The following is an 18,530-nucleotide window of genomic DNA, read 5'->3' as shown; positions in this document are numbered from 1 at the left end:
CGCCTGCCAGGAAATAGTCAGATTTTCGTAATCTTTACATTTCTCATTACGACAAGAAATATAGTGCCCGTAATCAGATCGTTAGCAAGCTACAAATCCGCCGTCTCCTCGTCGCTGAAACGAGTCTTGTCCCTCTGCGAAACTGTGACGCTCCCCGCGCTTTCGTATTTACGACTATTCTTAACAGGCTTCGATGAAATTCACGATCCCGCAGTGTGATTTAGAGGAGTTCTCAATGGAATCTAAAGATCCGATGTTTGAGCTGCTGAGCAGCCTGGAACAAATTGTTTTTAAAGAAGAATCATCAAAAATCGCCCTGACACATAAGCCAAGTCCCTTTAGCGAGTTTGAACAGCTACGACGAGGGAGCGGACTTAAGACAGATGATTTCGCCAGAGCGTTAGGCGTTACGGTTGCACTGGTACAGGAGTGGGAATCAAAACGCGTTAAACCCTCCAGTACAGAATTGAAGCTGATGCGACTGATACAAGCTAACCCGGCATTGAGTAAACAGTTGATGGAGTAGTCGACAAAGGTTGATGAACGGTCCTGATACAGGGCCGTTTTCTGACCAGTTAACCCGCAAGGAGAAAAATAACAGTTGCATCACCTGGCGTTACATGCGTTAATGCGTCCCACGGTTTGACGTACAGACCATTAAAGCAGTTTAGTAAGGCAGTCCCCTTCAAGAGTTATCGTTGATACCCCTCGTAGTGCGCATTTCCTTAACGCTTAAAAAATCTGTAGAGCACGCCATATCGCCGAAAGGCACACTTATTTTTTAAAAGGTAATACACTATGTCCGGTAAAATGACTGGTATCGTAAAATGGTTCAACGCTGACAAAGGCTTCGGCTTCATCACTCCTGACGATGGCTCTAAAGACGTGTTCGTACACTTCTCTGCTATCCAGAACGATGGCTACAAATCTCTGGATGAAGGTCAGAAAGTTTCCTTCACCATCGAAAGCGGCGCTAAAGGCCCGGCAGCTGGCAACGTAACCAGCCTGTAAGCTTACATAAGCTCAGAATTCAAGATCCCTGCCAGACGGCGGGGATTTTTTTTATCCCTCCCTCGCTTTTTACCATCCCAATTCCCCTTCTTTGCATTACTTTACCTGACCAGGCTTTGACCTTTCCCTAAGGGTAAGCTTTATAGTGAAGACCCTGTTTTTCACATGGAATTGACGCTATGTCCAGACTCCCGTTGTTCTTCACGCTAGGTTTACTTACCAGCGGCGCCGCGTTTGCTGCATCGCCAGAAGCCGCATTCCTTGCCGAACATGGTCTTGCCGGTAAGTCGGTCGAACAGATTGTGGATACCATCGATCAAACACCGCAGTCCCGTCCGCTACCGTACTCGGCATCCATTACCAGTACCGAGTTAAAACTCGCTTCTGATGGGCAGAGGTATACCCTGCCGTTAGGTGAAAAATTCTATCTCTCCTTCGCGCCTTATCAACAGCAGACGCACCCTTGCTTTAACCACAGCCTGTCCGGTTGCCAGGGTGAAATGCCAGACACGACGTTCAACGTTAAAGTGACGGACAGCAAAGGCGATGTGCTGATTCACAAACCGATCAAAAGCTATCAGAACGGGTTTATCGGCGTCTGGTTGCCGCGCAATATCGAAGGGACAATAGAAGTGAGCTACAACGGCAAAACGGCGTCACACGCAATTGCTACGAAGGATGACAGCCAGACCTGTCTGACGGAACTGCATTTGCAGTAAGTACACAGCAGTCCTGCTCAAACTAACCCCATAAAAAAACCTGCCCGAAAGCAGGTTTTTTATCTCTGGCGGCTCGCTTATTGCAGCAGCGAAATATCCGCCACGCGCAGGAACAGCTCGCGCAGTTTTTCGAGCATAGAGAGACGGTTGATACGGAGCTCTTTATCTTCGACATTCACCATCACTTTTTCGAAGAATAAATCGATCGGCTCACGCAGTTCAGCCAGTTCGACCAGCGCGTCCTGGTAACGACCTTCGGCAAAGTACGGCTCGAGCTTGTCACGCAGCACGACAACCTGCATCGCCAGCGCGATCTCCTCCGGCTCTTTCAGCGTCGCAGCGTTCACACGCTCGTTCAGCGTGTCTTCAGACTTCGCCAGGATATTCGAGACACGCTTGTTGGCTGCCGCCAGAGCAGACGCGGCTTCCAGTGAACGGAAGTGAGAGACCGCCTTCATACGTGCATCAAAATCCGCCGGACGGGTCGGACGACGCGCCAGCACCGCCTGGATGGTGTCCACAGTGTAACCTTCATCCTGATACCAGGCACGGAAGCGGCCGAGCATAAAGTCGATAACGTCATCAACCACGTTAGCGTTGGTCAGCTTATCACCGTACAGACGTACCGCTTCTTCCGTCAGGGTCTGCAGATCGAGGTTCAGGTTCTTCTCAACGATAATGCGCAGCACGCCCAGCGCGGCACGACGCAGAGCGAACGGATCTTTGTCCCCTTTCGGGTGCTGACCGATACCGAAGATACCCGCCAGGGTATCCATCTTATCGGCAATCGCCAGTGCGCAGGCAATCGGATTAGACGGCAGGTCATCACCGGCGAAACGCGGCTGATACTGTTCGTTCAGGGCAACCGCAACATCTTCCGCTTCACCATCGTGACGCGCGTAGTGCATACCCATCACGCCCTGGGTGTCGGTGAACTCAAAGACCATGTTGGTCATCAGGTCACATTTCGACAGCAGGCCCGCACGGGTGGCATGGTTAACGTCTGCACCAATCTGACCGGCAATCCAGCCCGCCAGCGCCTGAATACGATCGGTCTTGTCGCGCAGCGTACCCAGTTGCTGCTGGAACAGCACGGTTTGCAGACGCGGGAGATGATCTTCCAGTCGTTTTTTACGGTCAGTATTGAAGAAGAACTCGGCATCCGCCAGACGCGGGCGCACTACCTTCTCGTTACCGGAGATGATTTGTTGAGGGTCTTTCGACTCGATGTTCGCAACAAAGATGAAATTTGGCAGCAGTTTGCCATCGTTGGCGTAGACCGGGAAGTACTTCTGGTCACCTTTCATGGTGTACACCAGCGCTTCAGATGGCACCGCGAGGAATTTCTCTTCAAATTTCGCCGTCAGTACCACCGGCCATTCCACCAGCGAGGTCACTTCTTCCAGCAGACTTTCGCTCAGATCGGCATTACCGCCAATTTTACGCGCCGCTTCTTCGGCATCCGCTTTGATTTTGGCTTTACGTTGTTCGTAGTCGGCAATGACCTTACCACGCTCCAGCAGGATCTGCGGATACTGATCGGCATTGTCGATAGTGAACTCCGGCTCACCCATAAAGCGATGGCCGCGAATAATGCGATCGGACTGGATACCCAGAATGGTCGCCGGAATAACTTTATCGCCCAGCAGCAGGGTTACTGTATGAACCGGACGCACGAAATGCACGTCGCTTGCTCCCCAGCGCATCAGTTTCGGGATCGGCAGTTTCGCCAGCGACGTAGCTACCATGTTTGGCAACAGCGCTTCGGCGCTTTCGCCTTTGACATGCGCACGATACAGCAGCCATTCGCCTTTATCGGTGGTCAGACGCTCGGCCTGGTCAACGGTAATGCCACACCCCCGAGCCCAACCTTCTGCCGCTTTGCTCGGTTTGCCATCGGCATCAAATGCCTGGGCAATCGCCGGGCCGCGTTTTTCAACTTCGCGATCGGGCTGGGATTCCGCCAGATTAGCGATTTTCAGCGCCAGACGACGCGGCGCCGCAAACCATTCAACGTTGCCGTGGGCGATGCCGGCGTTGTCCAGCTCCGCCGTCACGTTCGCAGCAAAGGATTCCGCCAGGCTGCGCAGGGCTTTTGGTGGCAGCTCTTCAGTGCCGATTTCCACCAGGAAAGTTTTCTCAGACATGGCCGCCTCTTATTTGTCTTTATTGCACATCGGGAAGCCGAGGGCTTCACGGGAAGCGTAGTAAGCTTCTGCCACTGCTTTGGTCAGGGTACGAATACGCAGAATATAGCGCTGACGTTCGGTGACGGAGATGGCTTTACGCGCATCCAGCAGGTTGAAGCTATGGGCGGCCTTCAGAATACGCTCGTAGGCAGGCAGCGGCAGCGGCGTTTCCAGCGCCAGCAGTTGCTGCGCTTCTTTCTCGTACTGCTCAAAGCAGGTGAACAGGAAGTCCACATCCGCGTATTCGAAGTTGTAGGTGGATTGCTCCACTTCGTTCTGATGGAACACGTCGCCGTAAGTGGTTTTACCCAGCGGGCCGTCGCTCCAGACCAGGTCGTAAACGCTGTCTACGCCCTGAATGTACATCGCCAGACGTTCCAGACCATAGGTGATTTCACCGGTGATCGGCTTACATTCCAGTCCGCCCACCTGCTGGAAGTAAGTGAACTGCGTCACTTCCATCCCGTTAAGCCACACTTCCCAACCGAGCCCCCAGGCTCCCAGCGTCGGGTTTTCCCAGTTGTCTTCCACGAACCGAATATCGTGAATGGTGGGATCCATACCCAGCTCTTTCAGCGAGCCGAGATACAGCTCCTGAATGTTGTCCGGGGAGGGCTTAATCACCACCTGGAACTGATAGTAGTGCTGTAAACGGTTTGGGTTTTCGCCGTAGCGTCCATCGGTAGGACGGCGAGAAGGTTGCACATACGCGGTTGCCATCGGTTCTGGCCCCAACGCGCGCAGGCTGGTCATCGGGTGCGAGGTGCCTGCGCCCACTTCCATGTCCAAAGGTTGAACAATGGTACAGCCCTGACGAGCCCAGTAATCCTGTAATGTCAGGATCAGGCCCTGGAAGGTCTTGGTATCAAACTTTTGCATAGTATTTCGTGCTGGATACGTGTGGTTTTAAAAGGAAGGGATCAGTATACCCGCTGACTGCAAGATATACAGTACGAAACGGGAAAAAGGCAGGGCTCAGCGCATGGAAAGATGTAAAAACTGCCCATCCGCGTCAAAAGAGCACACAAAACTCTCTTTACGGAAGGTAGCACCGCGCATCTCATAACTCCCCTGAAATTGTTCAAAGCCCGTGACATCAATTTTCTGCGTAGCGGTATTATAGCGGCGAGCAGCCTGCTCTTTGCACAGCGCTTCCATATCCAGCGTGCGCATAGGACTGACTTTCACTTTCTGCGCCTTTTGTGTCGGCGATGGCTGGGAAGGGGTACATCCTGCCAACAGCAGAATCACCATTACTGGAAAGAAAGATTTCATCATCATTTTATTACCGCCTAATTTACTGATCAGTCTTATTATTATTACGTTCGGTATGGCAGACGCATTTTGCGAATCTCATCGGACCATCACAAGCTTTAGTGTAAAAACTCAGATTAATCCAGCGGGACAGGCTGACAAAATGTGAGTCAGAGCATTTTTGAAACGAAAACAGAGGAACTGATGCAGCCCAAAATTTTCTGGATTGACAACCTGCGAGGGATCGCCTGTCTGATGGTGGTCATGATCCACACCACAACCTGGTATATCACTAATGCACAAAGCGTCAGTCCCGCTAGCTGGGATCTTGCCAACATACTGAATTCGGCTTCACGCGTCAGTGTTCCGTTGTTTTTTATGATTTCGGGCTACCTCTTTTTTGGCGAGCGCAGCGCACAATCGCGCCATTTTTTACGCATCGCGCTGTGCCTGCTGTTCTACAGCGCCGTTGCTCTGCTCTACATCACACTGTTTACCTCGATTAACGCAGAGCTTTCTTTAAAAAATCTGCTGCAAAAACCGGTGTTCTATCACCTGTGGTTTTTCTTTGCGATCGCCGTGATCTACCTGGTCTCACCGCTGATTCAGGTGAAAAACGTCAGCGGTAAAATGCTGCTGGTACTGATGGTAGTCATTGGCGTCCTCGCCAACCCGAATACCGTGTCGCAAAAAGTGGGCGGGTTCCAGTGGTTACCGATCAATTTGTATATCAACGGCGATACCTTTTACTACATTGTGTACGGAATGCTGGGGCGCGCTATCGGCATGATGGAGACGCAGAAACGCGCACTTTCCTGGTTAAGCGCGGGGCTTTTCGTGATTGCGGTGTGGATCATCTCTCGCGGGACGCTGCATGAATTACAGTGGCGCGGCAATTTTGCCGATACCTGGTATCTCTATTGCGGTCCCATGGTCTTTATCTGTGCCGTCGCGCTACTCACGCTGGTGAAAAACACGCTGAATACACAAACGGTCCCTGGACTGGGACTGATTTCCCGCCATTCGCTCGCCATTTATGGCTTTCATGCGCTTATTATTCATGCGTTGCGCACCAGTGGGCTGGAAATCAAACGCTGGCCGCCGCTGGACATGTTATGGATTTTTAGCGCCACCCTTGCGGGCAGTTTACTGCTTTCAATGCTGTTACAACGCGTCGATACGCGCAGGCTGGTCAGTTGATGTTGAAATACCCGGCCCCGACGCCGGGTATTCAGAGAGACTCAAACCATTATCAGAGCGCGCCGTCTCAGACGCCGCAACAGATAGCAAACCAGGAAACCCCACAGCAAAGTGATCCCCTCTTATTTAATGACCCGACACACGAATCAGCCGCACAAAACCCAGTAGACCCACGAAGAACGCCACTGTATAGAGCCCCCGCCCACGCAGTGATAGCGGCGCGTTGAGGATACCGACCAGAAACAACCCCAGCGTGATCAGCGCGACCATTTGGCACACGGTAACGAAGCCATCGTCCAGTTGCCCGCCTTTTTCCTCACGCAGATAAGCGTACGTAACAAATATTGCGGTTGTCAGGACGCTGAGAAAATAGCCCTTTCCGCTCAGTGACGGACATGCCATTCCTAAGCCGATGACGTAAGTCGATGTGCCGGAAATGAGCAACAACCATGAAATTAACGTTGAGCTTTTCACTGGGATCTCCTTATCCAATAGAGGAGCAGATTAGGGACAACCCATTAAGGACAACACAGGAAAATGAGCGAGAAGTGGAATTTCAGAATAAATCCATACATTTAATGTATTAATGGATTTTTCATATACATTGAGTTAATCCCCCCTGCGTTGGAGGAGGGATTCAGACTCAGGACATCAGCGGAAGCAATTGCTGGTAAAGGCGACGAAAGGTTTCCCGGCGCTGTTGATAAACGGTATGACGCGATGCATCAGGCATGTGCGTCTGCTCAAGCGGGAGTTGCGGCAGCAGTTCCACCAGCGATCTCTCAGGGGTCATCGCCATTTGTGCCAGACGAGCGGCGCCCAATGCCGGTCCCACATCGCCACCGGTGCGATAGTCCAGTTGCAGACCGCTGATATCTGCCAGCATCTGCCGCCAGTATGCGCTACGTGCGCCACCGCCAATCAACGTGATGCTGTGCGGCTTCACGCCACAGGCATGCACCACATCCATCCCGTCGGCCAGCGCATAGCCCACGCCTTCCAGCACCGAGCGCGCCAGTTCAGCCGGTCCATGCTGATGGGTCAAACCAAAGAAAACGCCTTTCGCCTGCGGATTATTGTGCGGCGTACGTTCACCTGAAAGGTAAGGCAGAAACCAGACAGGATCGGCTGCGTCATCAGCTTGCTGCGCTGCATCAATCAACGCCGGCACGGTCTCCAGACCCGTTAACGTTGCCGCCCAGTCCAGACAGGAAGCCGCACTTAACATCACCGACATCAAATGCCAGCGCTCAGGCAACGCGTGGCAAAAGCTGTGTACCGCGCTTTCGGGTTTGCTCAGGAAACCGTCACTGACAGCAAAATAAACACCGGACGTCCCCAGTGACAGCATGGCCTGATCGGCATTGACCATCCCCACGCCCACTGCGCCTGCCGCATTGTCGCCGCCACCCGCAACAACAGAAACCACAGGCATATCCCACGCCATGGCTACATCCGGCAATAATTTGCCGATAATCTCACTCCCTTCGAATAACGCGGGCATATGGTCACGGTTCAGGCCGCAGGCATTCAGCATCACGTCACTCCAGTCACGTTTTTCCACATCCAGCCACATTGTTCCCGCCGCGTCAGACATATCGCTGGCAAACTCACCCGTCATGCGTAAACGCAGATAGTCTTTCGGTAGCAGCACCTTCGCCACCTGGCGAAACACCGCTGGCTCGTGACGCTGTACCCACAGCAGCTTCGGTGCCGTGAATCCAGGCATCATCAGGTTACCGGTGATGGCGCGTGACTGCGGCACCATTGACTCCAGCAACGCGCACTCCTCGCCACAACGTCCGTCATTCCACAGAATGGCCGGTCGCAGCACCTGTTGCTTGCTGTCGAGTAGGGTCGCGCCATGCATTTGCCCGGCAATCCCCAGCGCTTTCACTTTACTTAATGAATGCTGCTTGCCCAGCGCCTTCAGGGCGCGATCCGTTGCCAGCCACCACTGTTCGGGATCTTGCTCCGACCAGAGCGGATAAGGACGGGAGACAGTGAGTTTTTCCGTTTGCGATGCGACCACCTCGCCTTGCTCATTGAGCAAAATCGCTTTTACGCCCGAGGTGCCAAGATCGATCCCAATATACATAAAGTGGGTTCCTTAAACTGAAAATGCCCGGTGCCGCAACGCTCACCGGGCCTGTCAAATCACCGACCAGGAAAACGCAGCGTCACCCGGCGACGTCAATTATTTATCGAACAGGTAATGATTCACCAGGTTTTCCAGTTGTTCCTGATGACCGCTCTGATGTACCGGAGCCAGATTATGCTGTTCAGCATAATGTGCCAGTTCGCTTAACGACATCTGTCCTTTCAGGATCTGCTGGCCCAGTTCGCTATTCCAGCCGGCGTATCGCTTCGCGACGCGCTTATCCAGCTCGCCATCTTCAATCATGCGTGCGGCAATTTTCAGCGACAGCGCCATCGTGTCCATCGCGCCAATATGGCCATAGAAAAGATCATATTTATCCGTGCTTTGGCGGCGAACTTTGGCGTCAAAATTCAGACCACCGGTAGTAAATCCACCCGCTTTGAGAATTTCGTACATCACCAGCGCGTTTTCTTCTACGCTGTTCGGGAACTGGTCGGTATCCCAGCCCAGCTGTGCGTCACCGCGGTTGGCATCCACAGAGCCAAACAGACCCAGCGCAATCGCCGTGGCGATTTCATGGTGGAAAGAGTGGCCCGCCAGCGTCGCATGGTTAGCCTCAATATTCAGTTTGATCTCTTTTTCCAGACCGAACTGCTTGAGGAAGCCGTAAACGGTTGACGCGTCGTAGTCATACTGATGTTTGGTCGGTTCCTGCGGCTTCGGTTCGATCAGCAGAGTGCCCTGGAAGCCCGTTTTGTGTTTGTGCTCAACCACCATTTGCATGAAACGACCAATCTGCTCACGCTCCTGACGCAGGTCGGTATTCAGCAAGGTTTCGTACCCTTCACGACCGCCCCACAGCACATAGTTTTCACCACCCAGTTTGTGCGTGGCGTCCATCGCCGTCACCACCTGGGTAGCCGCCCAACTGAACACTTCCGGATCCGGGTTCGTTGCTGCCCCGGCACCATAACGTGGGTTGGTGAAACAGTTTGCCGTGCCCCATAGCAACTTCACGCCGCTTTGTGCTTGCTTCTCAGCCAGCACATCCACCATTTGGACAAAATTATCTTTGTATTCTTTCAGCGATGCACCTTCCGGCGAAACATCGACATCGTGGAAGCAGTAGAATGGAACGTGTAGCTTGTGAAAAAACTCAAACGCGACGTCCGCTTTACGTTTTGCCAGCGCCAGCGCATCCCCGGGCTGCTGCCACGGACGATCAAACGCCCCGACACCGAACATGTCAGCCCCGTTCCAGCAGAAGGTATGCCAGTAGCAGGCGGCAAAACGCAGATGATCTTCCATCCGTTTGCCCAGTACGATCTCATCAGGATTGTAATGACGGAATGCTAACGGATTAGTGGAACGGGGGCCTTCATAGCGAACGCGATCGAGTTGGTCAAAATATGCCTGCATAATGAACTCCATAATCAGGGAATACGACGGAAATAGGTCATGTCGTAATATTGAGCACTCCCATCCAGTTGCTCAATTATGTTATTTCACACTGCTATTGAGAGAATTCACAAGTGTGCGCCACCTCGCAAAATAAAAATATCCATTTGCAAAAAATGGGTACCCTGCTGGCATAAATGCAACATTCAGTCTCCACGCTAAAAAGTACGATCCTGGTCATAATTCAGGAAATAAACCAAATTTCGTAACCGCAAGATAAAAATCTGTAATTGTCTTCCTCGTATGAATTGCTAAATTCTGCAACGTCTTATGCTGTGATTGTTACTTTTATTGTTACTCCCTCTAACAAAAGGCATCACGATTATGAAGATGAAGAATCTCTTACTCACTGTCTGCACCTCCCTTTTGCTCACCAGCGTGGCGGGACATGCCAAAGAAATTAAAATCGGCATGGCGATTGATGACCTGCGCCTCGAACGCTGGCAGAAAGATCGCGATATTTTCGTCAGTAAAGCAGAATCGCTTGGTGCAAAAGTCTTTGTCCAGTCCGCGAACGGGAATGAAGAAACTCAGATGTCGCAGATTGAAAATATGATTAATCGAGGGGTGGATGTCCTCGTTATTATTCCTTATAACGGACAAGTATTAAGTAACGTGGTTAAAGAGGCGAAACAGGAAGGTATTAAAGTTTTAGCTTATGACCGCATGATCAATGACGCCGATATTGATTTCTATATTTCATTTGATAATGAAAAGGTCGGTGAATTACAGGCCCAGGCATTAGTTGAGCGCGTCCCTCAGGGAAATTATTTTCTGATGGGCGGTTCGCCGGTCGATAATAATGCCAAACTCTTCCGCGCCGGACAGATGAAAGTCTTAAAACCGTATATTGATTCCGGAAAAATAAAGGTGGTTGGCGATCAGTGGGTTGACGGCTGGCTGCCAGAAAATGCGCTTAAAATTATGGAAAATGCCTTAACCGCGAACAACAACAACATTGACGCCGTGGTCGCCTCCAATGACGCAACGGCAGCCGGGGCGGTTCAGGCGCTCAGTGCGCAAGGGCTTTCAGGGAAAGTCGCGATTTCAGGACAGGACGCCGACCTTGCGGGTATCAAGCGCATTGTCGCAGGAACACAGACAATGACCGTCTATAAGCCGATTACGCTGCTGGCCAATACCGCCGCCGAAATCGCCGTAGAACTGGGCAACGGACAACAACCTAAAGCCGACGCCACCTTAAACAACGGTCTGAAGGATGTCCCCTCCCGCTTATTGACGCCGATCGACGTTAACAAAAACAACATCAATGAGACCGTGATTAAAGACGGATTCCATAAGCAGAGCGAACTGTAAGCGCTGCGCCCCAGCGATGGCTGCGGGCGCGCATTCCCCACCACGCCCGGTTCTCTCATTGGCTACTGCGGAGTCGCTATGTCCTGTCTACTTGAAATGAAGAACATCACCAAAACCTTCGGTGTCGTCAAGGCAATTGATAACGTCAGCCTCAGACTGAATGCCGGTGAAATTATTTCATTATGCGGCGAGAATGGCTCAGGTAAATCGACGCTGATGAAGGTGCTGTGCGGTATTTATCCCCATGGCAGTTACGAAGGTGAAATTGTATTTGCCGGAGAAACACTACAGGCCAACCATATTCGTGATACCGAACGCAAAGGGATTGCCATCATCCATCAAGAGTTAGCGCTGGTTAAACACTTAACCGTGCTGGAGAATATTTTCCTCGGTAGCGAAATAAGCCGTCATGGCGTGCTTGATTACGACATGATGACGTTGCGCTGTCAAAAATTGCTCAGGCAAGTCAGCCTGTCTATTTCGCCCGATACCCGAGTCGGCGAATTGGGCCTTGGTCAGCAACAACTGGTTGAAATTGCGAAAGCGCTGAATAAACAGGTGCGCCTGCTGATTCTGGATGAGCCGACAGCGTCACTCACCGAACAGGAAACAACGGTGCTGCTGGAGATCATCCGCGATCTGCAACAGCACGATATCGCCTGCATCTACATTTCACACAAACTGAACGAAGTAAAAGCCATTTCCGACACGATCTGCGTGATCCGTGATGGCAAGCATATTGGCACCCGCGACGCGGCCGGCATGAGCGAAGACGATATCATCACCATGATGGTTGGTCGTGAACTCACCGCACTCTACCCCAGCGAGCCTCACACCACCGGCGAAGAGATTTTACGCGTTGATCGTCTCACGGCCTGGCATCCCGTCAATCGCCATATTCGGCGCGTAAATGACGTTTCCTTTTCGCTAAAGCGCGGCGAAATCCTGGGGATTGCCGGTCTGGTGGGGGCGGGACGCACGGAGCTTGTCCAGTGTCTGTTTGGCGTATGGCCCGGACGCTGGGAAGGTGAAGTGGTGATTGACGGCCATTCCGTTAACATCCGCAACTGTCAGCAGGCCATCGCCCACGGGATTGCCATGGTCCCGGAGGACCGCAAGCGCGATGGCATTGTGCCGGTCATGGCGGTGGGGAAAAACATTACCCTCGCCGCGCTTGATCGGTTTACTGGCAAGGTAAGCCAGTTAGACGATGCTGCCGAGTACAAATGCATACTCGAATCCCTGCAACGTCTGAAAGTCAAAACGTCCTCTCCTGATCTGGCGATCGGACGTCTGAGCGGTGGGAATCAGCAAAAAGCCATTCTGGCGCGCTGCCTGTTGCTCAACCCGCAAATTCTTATCCTCGATGAGCCTACCCGGGGCATCGATATCGGCGCGAAATATGAAATTTACAAGCTCATTAACCAGCTCGTTCAGCAGGGTATCGCCGTGATCGTCATTTCGTCTGAATTGCCCGAAGTGCTGGGACTCAGCGACCGCATTCTGGTGATGCACGAAGGAAAACTGAAAGCCAACCTGGTCAATCATAACCTGACGCAAGAGCAGGTGATGGAAGCCGCTTTGAGGAGCGAACATCATGTCGAAGAACAATCCGTCTGACGTTAAACTCACCGCCCCACTGACGGGCGTTTTTCCCGGGATTAAATCGCTGAATCTACAGGTGTTCGTGATGATCGCGGCCATCATTGTGATCATGCTGTTCTTTACCTGGACAACGGACGGTGCGTATCTCAGCGCACGTAACGTCTCCAACCTGCTCCGCCAGACCGCGATTACAGGGATCCTGGCGGTCGGTATGGTATTCGTCATCATCTCAGCGGAAATCGATCTCTCCGTCGGTTCCATGATGGGATTGTTGGGCGGCGTCGCGGCTATCTGCGACGTCTGGCTGGGCTGGCCGCTGCCGTTCACCATTATCGTCACGCTGGTACTGGGATTGCTGCTCGGCGCCTGGAATGGCTGGTGGGTCGCTTACCGCAAAGTTCCCTCATTTATTGTGACTCTGGCCGGGATGCTGGCGTTTCGCGGTATCCTCATCGGCATCACCAATGGTACAACCGTATCGCCGACCAGCTCCGCTATGTCGCAGATTGGGCAAAGCTACTTATCCAATGGATTGGGCTTCACCCTCGGCGCGATCGGATTGATGGCGTTTATCGGTTGGCAATGGCGTGGGCGCATGCGCCGGCAGTCCCTGGGACTCGATGCTCCGGCGTCAACCAGCGTTGTAGGCCGCCAGGCATTGACTGCCATTATTGTATTAGGTGCGATCTGGCTATTGAATGATTATCGCGGCGTGCCGACCCCCGTTCTGCTGCTGGTATTTTTGCTGCTCGGCGGGATGTTCATGGCAACACGAACCGCATTTGGCCGACGTATTTATGCCATCGGGGGCAATCTGGAGGCCGCCCGCCTTTCCGGCATTAATGTTGCGCGGACCAAACTGGCGGTGTTCGCCATCAACGGTTTGATGGTGGCGATTGCCGGCCTCATCCTTAGTTCGCGTCTCGGTGCCGGGTCGCCTTCAGCGGGAAATATCGCTGAACTGGATGCCATTGCCGCCTGCGTTATTGGCGGAACCAGCCTCGCAGGCGGAGTCGGCAGCGTTGCGGGCGCAGTGATGGGCGCATTTATTATGGCTTCTCTGGATAACGGAATGAGTATGATGGATGTCCCAACGTTCTGGCAGTATATCGTGAAGGGCGCGATTCTGTTGCTGGCAGTATGGATGGATTCAGCGACAAAACGACGCGCCTGAGCTGCTGAAAAATAGGGCTATTTTTATGCCGGTCACTCCTGTCCGGCATTGTCGTTTATGAAAGATTGAGCAGAGACAGAACCCATGTTTGATAAACGTCACCGTATTACCCTGTTATTTAATGCCAACAAAGCCTACGACCGTCAGGTGGTGGAAGGGGTCGGTGAATATCTACAAGCCTCGCAGTCCGAATGGGATATCTTCATTGAGGAGGACTTCCGCGCCCGTATTGATAATATCAAAGAGTGGTTAGGTGACGGCGTTATTGCTGACTATGACGACGATGAGATCGCGCGATTGTTAGTTGATGTCCGTGTGCCCATCATCGGTGTCGGAGGCTCCTATCATCTGGCGGAAAATTACCCCCCTGTCCATTACATTGCCACCGATAACCATGCCCTCGTTGAAAGCGCCTTTCTGCACCTGAAAGAAAAAGGCGTCAATCGTTTTGCCTTTTACGGCCTGCCCGCCTCCAGCGGAAAGCGTTGGGCGGCGGAACGCGAGCATGCCTTCCGCCAGTTGGTGGCGGAGGAAAAGTATCGTGGCGTGGTGTATCAGGGACTGGAAACCGCGCCGGAACTTTGGCAACACGCACAGAACCGGCTGGCAGACTGGCTGCAAACCCTGCCGCCGCAGACGGGCATTATTGCAGTCACCGATGCCCGCGCCCGTCATGTGCTTCAGGTCTGCGAACACCTGCATATTCCGGTACCCGAAAAGCTGTGCGTCATTGGTATTGATAATGAAGAACTGACCCGCTATCTGTCACGGGTTGCGCTGTCGTCGGTGGCGCAGGGCGCGAGGCAGATGGGTTATCAGGCGGCAAAACTGCTACATCGCCTGCTGGCCGATGAGGATCTGCCGCTACAGCGCATTCTGGTGCCTCCGGTACGCGTCGTTGAACGTCGTTCAACCGACTACCGTTCCCTCTCCGATCCCGCCGTCATTCAGGCGATGCACTATATCCGTAACCACGCTTGCAAAGGCATCAAAGTGGATCAGGTGCTGGATGCGGTTGGGATTTCACGTTCCAATCTGGAGAAGCGGTTTAAAGAAGAAGTGGGAGAGACCATTCACGCGGTGATCCATGCAGAAAAGCTGGAGAAAGCGCGCAGCCTGTTGATTTCCACGACGCTTTCGATCAACGAAATATCGCAGATGTGCGGCTACCCTTCGCTGCAGTATTTCTATTCCGTCTTTAAGAAAGAGTACGACACGACGCCGAAGGAGTATCGCGATCTGAACAGTGAAGTGCTGATGTGAGGCGGTAAGGTTGAAACAAAAACGCCTTCTTTGCAGAAGGCGTTCGGGGATTACATATGGGCTGCGATTAATCGCTGGTTATCCTGGTACATCGCGAACAGATAGTTGTTGTAACTCTGCCCCTTCGTTGAATAACCCTTCAGCTTATGAATCATCGCCGTCGCCGTCACTTCCTGATCCGCTTTACGCAGCTGCGCGCGTGATTTACGGAAGGAGGCGTAAGCCGGATGCGTGTTCAGGTTAATGACATAAGCACTGACCGACTCTTTGACGGAATCGAACTGAGAGTAACCTTTCACTTTACCTGGCGCATTGTTACAACTCCCCTTCGCGCATTTCATGCCGAACAGGTTGTTATTACTACGCGCAAGCTTAGAGGTACCCCAGCCGCTTTCTGCCGCCGCCATCGTCGCCACCATACTGGTTGGGATGATGTCTACGCGCTCCAGCAACGTATTCCACGGAATGCTCCGCGTGTTACCAGACCATTTCACCTTGTAGCGCTTCGCAATATCTTTCATGCGCGTACGCTCAGTCGGCGACCAACGGTTCTGATACTGTTTTGAGATCAGCCAGTTACGATCGGCCGTGATCGCAGCATTTTGACTGGTAATATAAGGCATCACCGTCCGGAGAAACGCTTTTTTCCTTGGTGTTCCGGAAGGGTATTTTCGCAAATCAGGAAGTGAACTGCTCTTTGCACTATTGCGAGAATACTCTTGTTTACTGCTTACCTGTTTATTACTTGTCTTGGTTACGTGGGACTTCTGACTCGATGTTGTGGTGTGCGTCTTTGCCAGCACCTCACCCGAAAATACGATGGTGAGTAACATAAGAATCATTGCCCCATATCGTCGTATGGGAGTCAATATCATTAGGTCTCCTGGTCGGATTGAATCATTCCAACACCTTATCTTTTTCACAATTTTGAGAGTTGAATCTCAAATCATATCAAAAATAGCGATCAAGAGCACCCTAAGGAATAGGCCAATTCCGAAACCATGTCACGCATAAACTATCCCGCAAGGGACTAATTCGAAAGATTTGTGGTGGTTATCGCAAATCAGGGCTATTTTTTGCCCAACATCACTCATCCTCGCCCCTCATCCTGGCGGAGTGCAACGCCAGGATGAGTTTCAACAGCGCATTCTCAGGCAAACTGGTTATCATCGCCGCAAAAAGGACCGCACAATGAAACTTGCCGCCATCGCTCTCGCGCTACTGCCGGGCATTGCAAGCGCCGCCACATGGACCTCTCAGGGCTTCCCCGCTTTTACCGCTGAGGGAACCGGTAAGTTTGCCAGTCACGCTGAATTGACGAAGGGTACTCGTTCATTAACGCTAAATTTTGACCAACAGTGCTGGCAGCCGGCTAATACGATAAAACTCAATCAGATGCTGTCTCTGATCACATGCGAAGGGACCCCGCCGCAGTGGCGTCTGTTCAAAGACGGACGCTACACCCTGGAAATTGATACTCGCTCTGGTACGCCAACGTTAATGATTACGGTGCCGCGCGAGACTGAACCCACCGCCAATGTTGCGCGCCAGTGTCCGAAATGGGATGGCTCGCCACTGACGTTAGCGGTCGCGCCGACTTTCCCGGAAGGTAGCGTAGTACGCGATTTTTACAGCGGAAAGACCGCCACGGTGAAAAACGGACAGATAACTTTGCAACCCTCGCCTGCCAGTAATGGCCTGTTACTGCTGGAACGGGCAGAGACCGACGCGCCAGCGCCGTTCGACTGGCACAACGCCACAGTCTATTTTGTGCTCACCGACCGCTTCGAGAACGGCGATACGTCCAATGACCAGAGTTACGGTCGCCATAAAGACGGCATGGAGGAAATCGGCACGTTTCATGGCGGCGATTTACGCGGGCTGACCCGCAAACTGGATTATCTGCAACAACTGGGCGTGAATGCGTTGTGGATAAGCGCACCGTTCGAACAAATCCATGGCTGGGTGGGCGGCGGCACAAAAGGCGATTTCCCGCACTATGGCTATCACGGTTATTACACCCTGGACTGGACCACGCTTGATGCCAATATGGGCAGCGAGGCCGATCTGCGCACGTTGATTGACGGCGCCCATCAGCGCGGGATCCGCATTCTTTTTGATGTGGTGATGAACCATACCGGCTACGCCACGCTGGCAGATATGCAGGAATATCAGTTTGGCGCGCTCTACCTTGCTGGTGATGAACTGACAAAAACCCTCGGTGAACGCTGGACAGACTGGAAACCCGCCGCCGGGCAGAGCTGGCACAGCTTCAATGATTACATCAACTTTAGCGATAAGCCCGCCTGGGAAAAGTGGTGGGGGAAAGCATGGATCCGCACTGACATTGGCGATTACGACAACCCTGGTTTTGACGATCTCACAATGTCGTTGGCTTTCCTGCCGGATCTGAAAACCGAATCGACGATCCCCTCAGGCCTGCCGGTGTTTTATCGACATAAAGCCGATACGCGCGCAAAAGCCATTGAAGGCTACACGCCCCGGGATTACCTGACCCACTGGTTGAGTCAGTGGGTGCGCGATTATGGTGTCGATGGATTTCGTGTCGACACGGCGAAACACGTCGAACTTCCGGCCTGGCAGCAGTTAAAAACCCAGGCCAGCGCGGCACTGATTGAATGGAAAAAAGCGAATCCGGACAAAGCGCTCGATGATAAGCCGTTCTGGATGACCGGCGAAGCCTGGGGCCACGGCGTAATGCAGAGCGACTACTATCGCCATGGCTTTGACGCGATGATCAACTTTGACTATCAGGAGCAGGCGGCGAAAGCGGTTGATTGCCTGTCTGGAATGGATCTCACCTGGCAACAGATGGCGGAGAAATTACAGGAATTCAATGTCCTGAGCTACCTGTCTTCGCACGACACTCGTTTGTTCCGTGAAGGCGGAGATAACGCCGCTGAGTTGCTGCTGTTAGCCCCCGGCGCTGTGCAAATATTCTATGGCGATGAGTCCGCACGGCCTGTCGGTCCCACCGGTTCTGACCCGTTACAGGGCACACGCTCAGAGATGAACTGGCAAGATATCAGCGGGAAATTGGCAGACAACGTGACCCACTGGCAGCGCCTCGGTCAGTTCCGTGCCCGGCATTCAGCCATCGGTGCGGGCAAGCAAACCACGCTCTCGCTCAAACAGGGATACGGCTTCGTACGCCAGCACGGCGACGACGCGGTGATGGTTATTTGGGCAGGCCAACGCTAAGGTAAAGTGGCGTCTGA

Annotated in this window: 16 protein-coding genes; 9 read left to right on the top strand and 7 right to left on the bottom strand. The window is 52.8% G+C overall.

The genetic code is table 11. From position 1 onward, the window contains the following. The first annotated feature begins 235 nt into the window (after positions 1-235). The 3 genes from KE671_RS16645 (at position 236) to cueP (ending at position 1,730) form a co-directional block, all read left to right on the top strand. Entirely contained in the window at positions 236-526 is a 291-nt protein-coding gene (locus KE671_RS16645) for an HTH-type transcriptional regulator (RefSeq protein ID WP_125369230.1), read from the top strand. Between the two features lie 272 nt (positions 527-798). After that, the gene (gene cspE / locus KE671_RS16640; protein ID WP_000014594.1) at positions 799-1,011 is read left to right on the top strand and encodes a transcription antiterminator/RNA stability regulator CspE; all 213 of its coding nucleotides are present in this window, start codon (positions 799-801) and stop codon (positions 1,009-1,011) included. Positions 1,012-1,190: 179 nt separating this feature from the next. Beyond that, complete coding sequence (cueP, locus tag KE671_RS16635) at positions 1,191-1,730, top strand: copper-binding periplasmic metallochaperone CueP (RefSeq protein ID WP_206163872.1); 540 nt, start codon at positions 1,191-1,193, stop codon at positions 1,728-1,730. Positions 1,731-1,807: 77 nt separating this feature from the next. Here the strand turns inward: cueP and glyS are convergent, their stop codons facing one another. The 3 genes from glyS to KE671_RS16620 form a co-directional block, all read right to left on the bottom strand. After that, on the bottom strand, positions 1,808-3,877 hold the full coding sequence (gene glyS / locus KE671_RS16630; RefSeq protein WP_206163871.1) for a glycine--tRNA ligase subunit beta: 2,070 nt from the start codon (positions 3,875-3,877) through the stop codon (positions 1,808-1,810). Positions 3,878-3,886: 9 nt separating this feature from the next. Further along, positions 3,887-4,798 (bottom strand): glycine--tRNA ligase subunit alpha, encoded by a 912-nt coding sequence (gene glyQ / locus KE671_RS16625; RefSeq protein ID WP_042323214.1) that lies wholly within the window; start codon positions 4,796-4,798, stop codon positions 3,887-3,889. A 96-nt stretch (positions 4,799-4,894) separates the two neighbouring features. Next, positions 4,895-5,200 carry a YsaB family lipoprotein gene (locus KE671_RS16620; protein WP_206163870.1) on the bottom strand — a complete coding sequence of 102 codons (306 nt, stop codon included), beginning with the start codon at positions 5,198-5,200 and terminating at the stop codon, positions 4,895-4,897. Between the two features lie 177 nt (positions 5,201-5,377). Here KE671_RS16620 and KE671_RS16615 point away from each other — a divergent pair, with 177 nt between their 5' ends. Then, complete coding sequence (locus KE671_RS16615; RefSeq protein ID WP_206163869.1) at positions 5,378-6,373, top strand: acyltransferase; 996 nt, start codon at positions 5,378-5,380, stop codon at positions 6,371-6,373. Between the two features lie 126 nt (positions 6,374-6,499). Here the strand turns inward: KE671_RS16615 and yiaB are convergent, their stop codons facing one another. The 3 genes from yiaB to xylA all read right to left on the bottom strand — a co-directional run bounded on the left by yiaB (position 6,500) and on the right by xylA (position 9,893). Beyond that, positions 6,500-6,847 (bottom strand): inner membrane protein YiaB, encoded by a 348-nt coding sequence (gene yiaB, locus KE671_RS16610; RefSeq protein WP_206163868.1) that lies wholly within the window; start codon positions 6,845-6,847, stop codon positions 6,500-6,502. 169 nt (positions 6,848-7,016) lie between these two features. Next, complete coding sequence (gene xylB, locus KE671_RS16605) at positions 7,017-8,471, bottom strand: xylulokinase (RefSeq protein ID WP_206163867.1); 1,455 nt, start codon at positions 8,469-8,471, stop codon at positions 7,017-7,019. Positions 8,472-8,570: 99 nt separating this feature from the next. Beyond that, positions 8,571-9,893, bottom strand: a complete 1,323-nt coding sequence (xylA, locus tag KE671_RS16600; protein WP_206163866.1) for a xylose isomerase — start codon at positions 9,891-9,893, stop codon at positions 8,571-8,573. Positions 9,894-10,256: 363 nt separating this feature from the next. Between xylA and xylF the strand changes: the two genes are divergently transcribed. From xylF to xylR, 4 genes are all read left to right on the top strand, one after another. After that, positions 10,257-11,249 (top strand): D-xylose ABC transporter substrate-binding protein, encoded by a 993-nt coding sequence (gene xylF, locus KE671_RS16595; protein ID WP_206163865.1) that lies wholly within the window; start codon positions 10,257-10,259, stop codon positions 11,247-11,249. A 78-nt stretch (positions 11,250-11,327) separates the two neighbouring features. After that, entirely contained in the window at positions 11,328-12,869 is a 1,542-nt protein-coding gene (locus KE671_RS16590; RefSeq protein WP_206163864.1) for a xylose ABC transporter ATP-binding protein, read from the top strand. After that, positions 12,847-14,028, top strand: coding sequence for a xylose ABC transporter permease XylH (gene xylH / locus KE671_RS16585; protein ID WP_206163863.1), 1,182 nt, complete (start codon positions 12,847-12,849; stop codon positions 14,026-14,028). The genes KE671_RS16590 and xylH overlap by 23 nt, the downstream gene beginning before the upstream one ends. An 84-nt stretch (positions 14,029-14,112) precedes the next feature. Next, the gene (gene xylR / locus KE671_RS16580) at positions 14,113-15,291 is read left to right on the top strand and encodes a D-xylose utilization transcriptional activator XylR (RefSeq protein WP_206163862.1); all 1,179 of its coding nucleotides are present in this window, start codon (positions 14,113-14,115) and stop codon (positions 15,289-15,291) included. A 50-nt stretch (positions 15,292-15,341) separates the two neighbouring features. Here xylR and KE671_RS16575 read toward each other — a convergent pair whose 3' ends face one another. After that, positions 15,342-16,166, bottom strand: a complete 825-nt coding sequence (locus tag KE671_RS16575) for a protein bax (protein ID WP_061075950.1) — start codon at positions 16,164-16,166, stop codon at positions 15,342-15,344. A 316-nt stretch (positions 16,167-16,482) separates the two neighbouring features. On the opposite strand from KE671_RS16575, the gene malS reads away from it, so the two are divergent. Next, complete coding sequence (gene malS, locus KE671_RS16570) at positions 16,483-18,513, top strand: alpha-amylase (protein WP_206163861.1); 2,031 nt, start codon at positions 16,483-16,485, stop codon at positions 18,511-18,513. The last annotated feature ends 17 nt before the right edge of the window (positions 18,514-18,530 follow it).

The sequence above is a fragment of the Citrobacter amalonaticus genome (assembly GCF_018252635.1).
Lineage (GTDB): Bacteria > Pseudomonadota > Gammaproteobacteria > Enterobacterales > Enterobacteriaceae > Citrobacter_A > Citrobacter_A amalonaticus_E.
Note: the sequence above shows the minus strand (reverse complement) of the source record. Positions and strands in the feature narration are given on the sequence as shown.